Annotated in this window: 10 protein-coding genes and 1 pseudogene; 3 read left to right on the top strand and 8 right to left on the bottom strand. The window is 68.3% G+C overall.

The window, feature by feature from the left end:
* The 7 genes and pseudogenes from A5663_RS19235 to secY form a co-directional block, all read right to left on the bottom strand.
* Nucleotides 1-216, bottom strand: a pseudogene (locus tag A5663_RS19235) (hypothetical protein); the annotation flags it as partial.
* Nucleotides 197-1,900: a thiamine pyrophosphate-binding protein gene (locus A5663_RS19230; protein ID WP_068152798.1), complete on the bottom strand. Its 1,704-nt coding sequence runs from the start codon at nucleotides 1,898-1,900 to the stop codon at nucleotides 197-199. The gene A5663_RS19230 and the pseudogene A5663_RS19235, both read right to left, overlap by 20 nt.
* Before the next feature lie 73 nt (nucleotides 1,901-1,973).
* Complete coding sequence (locus A5663_RS19225) at nucleotides 1,974-2,699, bottom strand: zf-HC2 domain-containing protein (RefSeq protein ID WP_068152795.1); 726 nt, start codon at nucleotides 2,697-2,699, stop codon at nucleotides 1,974-1,976.
* Complete coding sequence (locus A5663_RS19220; protein WP_068152787.1) at nucleotides 2,696-3,211, bottom strand: sigma-70 family RNA polymerase sigma factor; 516 nt, start codon at nucleotides 3,209-3,211, stop codon at nucleotides 2,696-2,698. The genes A5663_RS19225 and A5663_RS19220 overlap by 4 nt, the downstream gene beginning before the upstream one ends.
* A gap of 64 nt (nucleotides 3,212-3,275) precedes the next feature.
* Nucleotides 3,276-4,070: a type I methionyl aminopeptidase gene (map, locus tag A5663_RS19215; RefSeq protein ID WP_068152784.1), complete on the bottom strand. Its 795-nt coding sequence runs from the start codon at nucleotides 4,068-4,070 to the stop codon at nucleotides 3,276-3,278.
* 9 nt (nucleotides 4,071-4,079) lie between these two features.
* Entirely contained in the window at nucleotides 4,080-4,628 is a 549-nt protein-coding gene (locus tag A5663_RS19210; RefSeq protein ID WP_068152781.1) for an adenylate kinase, read from the bottom strand.
* Nucleotides 4,625-5,965: a preprotein translocase subunit SecY gene (secY, locus tag A5663_RS19205; RefSeq protein ID WP_068152778.1), complete on the bottom strand. Its 1,341-nt coding sequence runs from the start codon at nucleotides 5,963-5,965 to the stop codon at nucleotides 4,625-4,627. The genes A5663_RS19210 and secY overlap by 4 nt, the downstream gene beginning before the upstream one ends.
* 264 nt (nucleotides 5,966-6,229) lie before the next feature.
* On the opposite strand from secY, the gene A5663_RS19200 reads away from it, so the two are divergent.
* The 3 genes from A5663_RS19200 to A5663_RS19190 are packed head-to-tail and all read left to right on the top strand — an operon-like array spanning nucleotide 6,230 to nucleotide 8,979.
* Nucleotides 6,230-7,174, top strand: a complete 945-nt coding sequence (locus A5663_RS19200; protein ID WP_068152775.1) for a class I SAM-dependent methyltransferase — start codon at nucleotides 6,230-6,232, stop codon at nucleotides 7,172-7,174.
* The gene (locus A5663_RS19195; RefSeq protein WP_068152773.1) at nucleotides 7,171-8,070 is read left to right on the top strand and encodes a class I SAM-dependent methyltransferase; all 900 of its coding nucleotides are present in this window, start codon (nucleotides 7,171-7,173) and stop codon (nucleotides 8,068-8,070) included. Before A5663_RS19200 ends, A5663_RS19195 begins: the two co-directional genes overlap by 4 nt.
* Nucleotides 8,071-8,079: 9 nt before the next feature.
* Nucleotides 8,080-8,979, top strand: a complete 900-nt coding sequence (locus A5663_RS19190; protein ID WP_068152770.1) for a class I SAM-dependent methyltransferase — start codon at nucleotides 8,080-8,082, stop codon at nucleotides 8,977-8,979.
* Here the strand turns inward: A5663_RS19190 and sppA are convergent.
* Nucleotides 8,976-10,772, bottom strand: coding sequence for a signal peptide peptidase SppA (sppA, locus tag A5663_RS19185; protein ID WP_068152768.1), 1,797 nt, complete (start codon nucleotides 10,770-10,772; stop codon nucleotides 8,976-8,978). The two genes, A5663_RS19190 and sppA, sit on opposite strands and share 4 nt — an antisense overlap.
* Between the last annotated feature and the right edge of the window lie 31 nt (nucleotides 10,773-10,803).

Genomic DNA, 10,803 nt, shown 5'->3' with positions numbered 1-10,803 from the left:
GAGTACTGCACCGTCAACGACTACATCGACTGCCCGCCCGGCGAGCTGTTCGACTACCTGGCCGTACACGTCGTCGTGCGGATAGACCGACCGCATCATCTCCATGATGATCGGCGTGGCCTTCTCGCGCGGCGAGGTCTCGATGCGGACCAGCCCGTCCAGCGGTTCAGCGGTGCCCCGGTGCGCGGCGATGTCGTCAAGCGTGGACAGCGACATTGTCGGAGATCTCCTTTGCGGCGGGTGGATTGATGGATTGGTCGAGAAAGGCTGCGAACGGCGGTATCTCGTCGGCCGAGCATTCGATGCTGACGACGGCCGGACCGTCGGTCGCAAGTGCTGCGCCGAGCGCGGCGGACAGAGAGGCGACGTCGTCGACGTCGGTGGCCGGCAGTCCGGGGAACATCGCGCTCAAACCGGCGCCCAACCGACTGGGCCCGAACCTGTTGTAGCTGTAGCGGTCACGGTAGAAGATCTGCTCGCGGGTGACGCACATCGCGTGCGCGTGGTTGTCGAACAGCAGGAACGTCACCGGCAGCCGGTATTCCCTGGCCGTGTGGATCTCCATGCCGTGCATGAAGAAACTGCCGTCGCCCGCGATGACGACAGTTCGCCTACCGCGTCCGAAGGCCATTCCGATTGCGGCCCCGAAGCTGTAGCCCATCCCGCCCATGCCGAGCGCGACGATGAACCGGCCGTGGCGGCGCACCGGCAGGTGATGTATCGCTGCCGCACCGATGTTACCGGCATCGACGACGATGTCCACACCGGCGGGCAGCGACGCGTCGAGCACCGCCATGGCGTCGCGGTACCGGATGCCCGGCCCGTGATGCGGCGGAGGCCGCAGCTCGGCACGTGGCACCGTGTCGGGTACCCGCACATGCGCCGGGCGGCCCGGACCCGTCAGCGTGGCGGTGAGCGCCGTCAACGAGCCGCGGAGGTCGTCGCTGTGCACGTGCGTACACGCGAGATACGGTGGCGCCGAACCGATCGAATACACCGGCACCGTCGCCAGCGCATCGTCCAGTCCGGCTCGCGCGGTCACGGCCATTCGCGTGCCGACCAGCAGGCAGAGTGCGCTGTCGGCGACGGTTGCCGCCACGCTCGGATGGCCCATCACGCCGGTCACCCCCAGCGCCGACGACGAACCCGATCCCGGTGTGCCGGCAACGTCTTTCGCCTCGGGGACGGTGGCCACCCGGGCGCGGACCATTGCCCGCAACGCCTCGAGTTCGGCTCGCGCGTCGTCACGGGCCACCTGATCACCGGCGATGATCGTGACCGGACCTGCGGCCCGGTGCAGTGCTCGCGTGATCGGGTGCACGGCGGCCGAGCGCATGGCGACCCGCTCGTCGGCCACGACGCCGCCGTTGACCGGCACACTCCCCTGCTGAACATCCTTGGGCAGCAACAGGACCGACGGGCCGCGCATCGTGTGTGCCGCAGCGATCGCAGCGGGCAGGGCGGTGACGATGTCGGCCGCCGTCAGCACGCGTCGGCAGTGCACCGACACCGTCGAGAACAACGCGGTGGCGTCCAGCGCACCGTTGCGACCGCTGGTGTCCTGAAAGGCACCTCGGCCGTCGAGACCGGTCGGCGCCTGCCCGATTAGGACCAACAACGGCACCCGGCTCGCGAAGGCCTCTCCCAGTGCGGGCACCGTGTTCAGACAACCACCACCCGAGGTCGCGGCCACGACGCCGAGGCCGCATCCGCTTCGGCTGTAACCGTCGGCCATGGCCGCGGCGGAGAACTCGTGCTTGGCGAGTACGGCGGTGATGTCGGAACGCAGGAACGCAGCGTCGTAGAGATCCTCGATGTTGGCGCCGTCGACGCCGAAGACGAACTCGGCACCGATCGCCGCCAGGTATTCGACGATGTGGTCGACGACCCGATGGCCCATTGCTCACCTGCTTTCGCAACGCTTCAGCAATGACACGGGATGCGGGCCGGTCGGGTTCACCCCCTCACGATTTTCACAGTGAGCGTTCGAGGAGCACCTTGCCGGAGTCGGGCGAAACCAGTTGCACGGCAGCGATTTCCTGCATCTGCATCGGGGTGTTGGCACTCGGCAGCGCGGTCGCACCGGAAAGTCCCAGCCACGTCGCGATCTGGTTGCGGCTGCCGTCTCTGCCCACCACCACCATCGCCAGGTCCTGCGGGGGCGCATCGCGTTTGCCCCAGTCGCCGTAACTGCAGGCCATGTCGATTCGGGTGCCCCAGCCATAGCCGGTCATCGAGACGGTTGCGTTGATCGGCGTCTCGGACACCTTGGCCATCTCGAGTTGCTGGCCGGCGGCTTGCGGTGGCGCGCCGGTCGGGAGACCGAGAATCTCGGGTCGCACGACGACCGCGATGCCGACGGCCAACAGCGCGGCGGCCAGACCGACGGCGGCCGAGGCGAGCCAGCGCGAGCGTCTGCGCCGCGCCCGCACCGTGTCCAGCAGGCCGGGCAGCAGTTCGGGCGGCGGTTCGGAAGGGCTCGGCACGGGTTCGTCGAAGTCGGCGGGTCCCGCCTTGTCCAACAGCGCGGGGATGTCGCTCAACTCGGATACCGCCGACCGGCAGCGCACACACGCTTTCAGGTGGGTCTCGTATTCGCGGCGATCGGCACCGGACAGTGAGCCCAGCACGTATGCAGCGTCCCACGTCGCGTACCGGTCGTCGTCCGCCGGCTCGAGGAATGGGTCGAATGCGCTCACCGTGTCACCCCCATCTCCTCCAACTTGAGCTTCAGTGCGCGTACGCCGTAGTGCAGTCGGGACTTCACGGTGCCCTCCGCGATGTCCAGGTCGGTCGCGATCTGGGCGGTCGTCTTGCCCTGGTAGTAGGCGCGGCCGATGACCGCCCGGTGGTCCTCGGACAGGCCGGCGATGGCTTCGCCCAGCAACATTCGGTTCAACGCCGCCTCCACCTCGTCGGGTCCGGCCCGATCCGCGGTCGACTCCATGTCGGGCGTGCCGGACTCATTGCGAAAGCGGGCGCTGCGGCGGTCGTCGATGACCAGGTTGCGCGCCACGGTGAACAGCCACGCGCGCGCCGACCTCGTGCCGTCCGACGTCACCTCGGGGTGACGCCACGCTCGCAGCAGCGTCTCCTGCACGACATCCTCCGCCCGGGCCGGATCACCCGTCAGCCGCACCGCATAGCGCCAGATCGCGGCGGCGTGCTCCGCATAGAGCACCCGCATGACGGTCGCCTCCGGGTCGTCCAAATCCAACCTCCGCTATGGACACGAGGTTGCCGGTCGTCCGGTTCAGTATTCGCCGCTGGTGAGGTCAGCGCGTGAGAATGCGCGGTCCGTCCGCTGTGACGGCCACGGTGTGCTCCCAGTGCGCCGCGCGCGACCCGTCGGCGGTGACGACGGTCCACTCGTCTTCGAGCACCGCCGTCTTCGTGGAGCCCAACGTCAGCATCGGCTCGATCGCCAACACCGAGCCGACCGCGAGCTGCGGTCCGCGCCCGGGCGCCCCCTCGTTCGGCAGGAACGGCTCCATGTGCATCTGCCTGCCGATGCCGTGTCCGCCGTAGCCGTCGACGATGCCGAACTTGCGGCCGTAGCGTTGCTCGGCTGCGCGCGTCGCGGTCTCGATCGCGTGCGAGACGTCGGTGAGCCGGTTACCCGGCAGCATCGCGGCCGCGCCGGCCTCCATCGCCTCCTTGGTCGCCTGCGACAGCGCCTCGTCGACGGGAATCAGCGTCCCGATGCCGAACGTGATCGCCGAGTCGCCGTGCCAGCCGTCGACGATGGCGCCGCAGTCGATGGACACCAGGTCTCCCGGCGCCAGCGTCTCGATCGCCGTCGGAATGCCGTGCACCACACGGTCGTTCACCGACGAACAGATGCTGGCCGGGTACCCGTGGTATCCGAGGAACGACGGTACGCCGCCGCCGTCGCGGATCACCGACTCAGCGATCTCGTCGAGCGCAAGCGTGGAAACGCCGGGAGCAGCGGCCTGCCGCACCGCGGCCAACGCCTTCGCGACCAGCGCGCCGGCCACGGCCATCGCGTCGAGCTCCGCGGGTGTGCGCTGCGGTACCACCTTGCGGCCGCGCAAACCCATCAGGCCCATCCCCGACTACTACTTGCCGAGCGCCGCAAGCGCCCGGGCGAAGACCTCGTCCATGGCGCCGACCGCGTCGACCTGCTTCAGGTTGTTGCCGCTGTAGTACTCCAGCAGCGGATAGGTCTCGTCGCGGTACACCTGCATCCGGTTGCGGATGACGTCCTCGGTGTCGTCTGCGCGGCCGCGGGCCTCGAGCCGGGTGAACAGCTCGTCCTCGGAGACCCTGAACTCCAGCACCGCATCGAGCTTGGTGTCGTGGCGCTTGAGCATGTCGTCGAGCGCCTTGGCCTGCTCGACCGAGCGGGGGTACCCGTCGAGAATGAAGCCGGCCGCCGCGTCCTCCTGCTCGATGCGGTCCTCGACGAGCTTGTTCGTCAGCTCCGAGGGCACCAGATCGCCCGCGTCGAGGTAGCGCTTGGCCTCCAGGCCCAGCGGGGTGCCGTCGCCGATGTTCTGCCGAAACAGGTCACCTGTGGAGATCTGCGGGATGCCGAGCTTCTCGGAGAGCTTCTGGGCCTGTGTGCCCTTACCGGCACCGGGTGGTCCGAGCAGAACGACTCTCACTTGAGGAACCCTTCGTAATTGCGTTGCATCAGCTGGCTCTCGATCTGTTTCACGGTATCCAAACCGACGCCGACCAGGATCAGAACTCCGACACCGCCGAACGGCAGGTTCTGCACGGGACCGCTGCCGCCGACCTGCAGGAACAGGTTCGGTATCACGGCGATGACGCCGAGGTAGATCGAGCCCGGCAGCGTGATGCGGCTCAGCACGTAGCGCAGGTAGTCGGCGGTGGGCTGGCCCGGGCGGATGCCGGGGATGAACCCGCCGAACTTCTTCATCTCGTCAGCGCGCTCGTCGGGGTTGAACGTGATCGACACGTAGAAGTAGGTGAAGAAGACGATCAGCGCGAAGTAGATCGCGATGTAGGCCGGGCTGCTGGGATCGCTGAGGTAGTTCGCGACGAACGAACTCCACCAGTTCGTGCCGTTCGGATTGGAGCTGCCGCTCTGGATCAGCTGGGTGATCAGCTGCGGGATGTAGATCAGCGACGACGCGAAGATCACCGGGATGACGCCGGCCTGGTTGACTTTCAGCGGCAGGTACGTCGACGTGCCGCCGTACATCTTGCGGCCCACCATCCGCTTGGCGTACTGCACCGGAATCCGGCGCTGGCCCTGCTCGACGAACACCACGCCGACGACGATGCCGAGGGCGCCGAGGCACACCAGCGCGAACGCCAGCCCGCCGCGACTCTCCAGGATCGCCTTGCCCTCGCCGGGCATCGCCGAGGCGATGCTCGCGAAGATGATCAGCGACATGCCGTTGCCGATGCCGCGCTCGGTGACCAGCTCGCCCATCCACATCAGCAGCGCCGCGCCCGCGGTCATCACCAGCACGATCACCACCAGGGTGAAGATGGGAAGCCCCTCGTGCTGGCCCTCGATGATGTCGAGCGTGCAGCCCTGCAGCAGGCCCCCGTTGGCGGCCAGCGCCACGATGCTGGTGCTCTGCAGGATGGCCAGCGCTATCGCGAGATAACGCGTGTACTGCGTCATCTTGGTCTGGCCCGACTGCCCCTCCTTGCGCAGCTGCTCGAAGCGCGGGATCACCACGGTCAGCAGCTGGACGATGATGCTCGCGGTGATGTACGGCATGATGCCGACGGCGAACACCGACAGCTTGAGCAGCGCGCCGCCGGAGAACAGGTTGATCAGCGAGTACACCTGGCCGGCGTCCCCGCCGCTGACCTCCGCGACACACTTCTGGATGTTCGGGAAGTTCACGCCGGGCGACGGAATGGACGCGCCGACCCGGTAGAGGATCACCAGACCCAGGGTGAACAGGATCTTGCGCCTCAGGTCGGGTGTCCTGAGCGAAGAGATGAAAGCCGAGAGCACTCTTCCTCCTGCGCAGCCGACCTGTTGATCGCGGCGTGCGGATGGGGCTGGATTCGACCAGCGTCTTGGTTAAGTCGTGTGCGGACCCCCGTCAAGCGCACAGCCTGCAGAGTTACCCGCCAAACAGTCTACGAGAGTAACAGTTGGGGGTCCGTCGGCCCGCATTCCGCCGGTGCGCGGCCTTCACAGCAGTTTGTCAGCACGGGAACATACCGTGGGATGTATCTCGTTATATCTACTAAGTAATAGTGATGGGAGCTTTTGATGGCACGTACCGAGAATGACAGCTGGGATCTGGCGTCGAGTGTGGGCGCGACGGCGACCATGGTCGCGGCCGCCCGGGCAATCGCGAGCAGCGGCGACGACCCGCTGATCTCCGATCCGTACGCCGAACCGCTGGTGCGGGCCGTCGGGGTCGACTTCTTCACCCGCCTGGCGAGCGGTGAACTCAAGGTCACCGATCTCGATGCGGACTCCTCGGCTGCCGGGGTCGGAATGGGGCAGATGGCCGACAACATGGCGGTGCGGACGAAGTTCTTCGACGAGTTCTTCGAAAGCGCAGGCAAGGCCGGAATCCGTCAGGCGGTGATCCTGGCGTCGGGCCTGGACGCGCGCGCCTACCGGTTGGCATGGCCGAGCGGGACGGCGGTCTACGAGATCGACCAACCCGAGGTCATCGCGTTCAAGACCCAGACGCTGGCCGATTTCGGCGCCGAACCGACAGCCGATCTGCGCACCGTCGCCATCGACCTGCGATACGACTGGCCCGCGGCATTGGCGGCGGCCGGCTTCGACCCCGCCCTGCCGACTGCGTGGAGCGCCGAGGGCCTGCTCGGCTATCTGCCACCGGAAGCCCAAGACCGCCTGCTCGACACCATCAGCGAGCTCAGCGCTGCCGGCAGCCGGGTCGCCGTAGAGAGCGGTCCGAGCAGCATCGCCCCCGAAGACCGCGACAAGGTGCTCGCGCGCATGCAGCAGGCGGCCGACCGGTGGCGCGCGCACGGCTTCGAGCTCGACTTCGCCGACCTCGTCTACATCGGCGAGCGCAATGAGGCCGGCGCCTACCTGGCCGACCGCGGCTGGCGGGTCAGCCGCCGTTCCGTCGGCGAGCTGCTCGCCGACAGCGGGCTGCCGGCGCTGCCGGACACCGACGAGGACGACGCGAGCTTCGGCGAGCTGCAGTACCTCACGGGGATACTCGAGGCATGAGGCGAAGCGATTCCGACAGCTGGGATCTGGCATCGAGCGTGGGCACCACCGCCACCATGGTCGCGGCCGCCCGGGCCATAGCCAGCCGCGAGGACAGCCCGCTGTTCGAGGACCCCTACGCCGCGGATCTGGTACGCGCGGTCGGAATCGACTTCTTCACCCGTCTGGTCGACGGTGACATCGAGGTGAGCGACGACGGCGCCGGGCCGCAGTTCATGTCCGAGCTCATCGCGGTGCGCACCCGGTTCTTCGACGACTTTTTCGTGGACGCCACGATCGCGGGCATCAGGCAGGCGGTGATCCTGGCGTCCGGCCTGGACTCGCGGTCCTACCGGCTCCCATGGCCCGACGGGACCGCGGTCTACGAGATCGACCAGCCGCAAGTTATCGAATTCAAGACAGCGACGATGGCCTCGCTCGGCGCTTCGCCGGCGGCCGAGCTGCGGACCGTCGGCGTCGACCTGCGCGAGGACTGGCCGAAAGCATTGCGGGACAGCGGCTTTGATCCCGCCACACCCACCGCCTGGAGCGCCGAGGGACTGCTGGTGTACCTGCCGCCCGAGGCGCAGGATCGGCTGTTCGACAACATCGGCGCGCTCAGCGCGCCGGGCAGCAAGCTGGCCACCGAATACCATCCGGATGCCGCGGCGACCATCGGCGAGCGGAGCAAGGCCCTGAGCAGACAGTGGGGCGAGCACGGAATGAATCTCGACATCTCCGACCTGTTCTACGCCGGTGACCGCGAACCGGTAGCCGACTATCTCACCGCGCACGGCTGGCAGGTGTCCGCCAGGCCCCGCCCGCAGGTGTACGCCGGATACGGCCGGGAGTTCCCGGAGACCGATCTGCTTGCACCGATGCGTGATTCGCTCGCGATCATCGCCACCCGAAACTGAGGAGCGACCATGGCCCGCACCGACGACGACTCCTGGGACCTGGCGTCCAGCGTTGGCTCGACCGCGACGATGGTTGCCGCACAACGCGTTTTGAGTCACCGCGAAGGGCTGATCGACGACCCGTACGCCGAACCGCTGGTGCGCGCGGTCGGGCTCGAGTTCTTCGTACAGGCGCTCGACGGCGAGATATCGCTCGACGAGATCGACCCTCGGTTCAACCCGCGCCGCGCGGCCGAGGGAATGGCGGTCCGGACCCGACATTTCGACCGGTTGTTCACCGACGCCGCCGCGGCGGGTGTGCGCCAGGCGGTGATCCTGGCCGCCGGGCTGGATGCGCGCGCCTACCGCCTGCCGTGGCCGGCGGGCACGACCGTCTTCGAACTCGACCAGCCGGACGTCATCGCATTCAAGAGCGACACCTTGGCCGGCTTGGGCGCCGAGCCGAAGGCCGACCGGCGCGCGGTGGCGATCGACCTGCGCGACGACTGGCCGAAAGCGCTGCTGGCCAACGGTTTCGACGCTGCGCAACCGACGGCGTGGATCGCCGAGGGCCTGCTGATCTATCTGCCGCCGGAGGCACAGGATCTGTTGTTCGACCGGATCGACGAGCTCAGCGCGCCGGGCAGTTGCGTTGCGACCGAGCACATCCCTGACGTCAGCATGTTCTCCGACGAGCGCTCAGAGGAGATCGCGCAGCGGCTGAGGGCGTACGGCCACGAGATCGAGATGCGCGACCTGATCTACCACGGTGAGCGCAACGACGTGATCGACTACCTGACCGCCCGGGGCTGGGAGGTGACGGCGCAGAAGACCCGGGAGGCGTTCGCCGCCAACGGATTCAAGTTCCCCCAGGACGGCACGATGGGCTTCTTCGCCGACATGAGCTACCTGTCGGCGGTCAAGCACTAGAAGCGTGAGTCGCCCAGCCAGAGCGCGCTGGCGCCGGTCAGCGACCGCTCGGCGTGTGTGAACACCTGCGCGACCGACCGGCCGAGCAGACCGGCGACCGCCTCCGGCATCGACGCGGCGGCCGGCTGCGACGATGCCTTGGGCCGCAACATGTCCAGTAGGGACGACCCCGGATAGTTGACGATGCGGACGTCGGCGTCGGAGTCCAGACCGGCCAGCACCTTCGCCCGGGTGATCGCGGTGCGCAGTCCCCCGAGCTCGTCGACCAGGCCGTGCTCGAGTGCATCGGCGCCCGTCCACACGCGGCCCTGCGCAACCGCCTCGACGGCCTCCACTGTCATACCGCGACCCGAGGCCACACGCTCGACGAAGTCGGCGTAGATGAGGTCGGCTTCCGCCTCGACGCGGGCGCGTTGCTCCTCGGTGAACGGCTGGTCGATGGACCACGCGTCGGCGTTCAGGTTGGTGCTCACCGAGTCGAAGCCCACGCCGAGCCGCTCCTTGAGGCCGCGAGCGACGATCTTGCCGGTGAACACGCCGATGGAGCCGGTGATCGTGCCGGGGTTCGCCACGATCGCGTCGGCGCACATCGACACGTAGTAACCGCCCGACGCCGCCACCGCGCCCATCGACGCCACCACGGGCGTCCCGGCCTCGCGCACACGACTCACTTCGCGCCAGATCGTCTCCGAGGCGGTGACCATGCCGCCCGGGCTGTCGACCCGCAGCACGACCGCCGACACGTCGTCGGCCGCGGCGGCCTCTCGCAGCGCGGCGGCGATGGTGTCGGCCCCGATGCTCGACCTGCCGACCGGAAGCAATTGCGGGCCGCCCCGGCCGCTGATGATCTGCCCGTGCACGGTGACCACTGCGATGGTGGGCCTGGCCTTGCGTCCGGGGATCGGCGGCAACGGCGGTGTGGGACGGGGAACGGTGGCATGCGCGTAGCGCGAGAGGTACAACCGCGGCGGCGCATCATCGTCGTCGGCCGGCCCGGCGCCCGTCGAAATGGCCGGTGCGCCAACCAGTTCGCCGATGCGCGCGTAGGCCTCGTCGCGGAAGCCGACCCGGTCGATCAGCCGCCCGGCCACCGCGTCCTCGCGCAGCAGCGGTGCCCGGTCCGCCAGCTTGTCGATCTCGGCGGGCTCGATGTGCCGCGAGTCGGCGACCGCCTGCCACACCTGGGTGTGCATGCTCTCGAGGATCCGGCTGACCGCCTCACGGTCGGCTTCGGTGTACTTCTCCTCGGTCAGCCGGTTCACCGCGGTCTTGTACTCCCCGCGAGAGACGTATTGGGGCTCGATCCCCGCCTTGTCCAGCGCGCCCCGCAGGAACATGGCGCTGGCCGCGAACCCGACCAGGCCGACGGTTCCCGACGGCTGCATCCACACCTCGCGAAACGCCGACGCCAGGTAGTAGGACAGCGTGCCCGGGTACGTCTCGGCCCAGGCAACCGAAGGTTTGACGTCACTGAAGGCGGCGATCGCCTCGCGCAACTCCTGGACAGGGCCGGGCGCTGCAGCGGGAAGCTGCACTCGCGCGATCATCCCGGCGACACGGGGGTCTGCGGCGGCGCGGTGGATCGCCGCGACGGTCTCGCGCAGCAACAGGGGTCGGCCGCCGCCGGAGATCAACGCGAGCGGATCGAAACCGCCCGTCTCGCTGGGCACCGACATGACGTCGAACTCGAGCACGCAACCGTCGGGCACACCGCGGTGACGGGCGGTATCGACCTTGCGGACCACCGCACGGAGGTCGTCGGCACCGGGAAGCCCGGGCAGGAAAGCGAACATCCCCCGAGCCTACCGACCGCCGGTTGCGTAG

The organism is Mycobacterium sp. E740 (assembly GCF_001672895.1).
GTDB lineage: Bacteria > Actinomycetota > Actinomycetes > Mycobacteriales > Mycobacteriaceae > Mycobacterium.
This window is presented reverse-complemented; position numbering and strand designations above follow the sequence as displayed.

Excerpts from the sequence above, each read along its gene's own strand:
- A5663_RS19230 (WP_068152798.1), bottom strand. The coding sequence starts at position 1,900 with ATGGGCCATCGGGTCGTCGACCACATCGTCGAATACCTGGCGGCGATC.
- map (WP_068152784.1), bottom strand. The coding sequence starts at position 4,070 with ATGGGCCTGATGGGTTTGCGCGGCCGCAAGGTGGTACCGCAGCGCACA.
- A5663_RS19200 (WP_068152775.1), top strand. The coding sequence starts at position 6,230 with ATGGCACGTACCGAGAATGACAGCTGGGATCTGGCGTCGAGTGTGGGC.
- A5663_RS19195 (WP_068152773.1), top strand. The coding sequence starts at position 7,171 with ATGAGGCGAAGCGATTCCGACAGCTGGGATCTGGCATCGAGCGTGGGC.
- A5663_RS19190 (WP_068152770.1), top strand. The coding sequence starts at position 8,080 with ATGGCCCGCACCGACGACGACTCCTGGGACCTGGCGTCCAGCGTTGGC.
- sppA (WP_068152768.1), bottom strand. The coding sequence starts at position 10,772 with ATGTTCGCTTTCCTGCCCGGGCTTCCCGGTGCCGACGACCTCCGTGCG.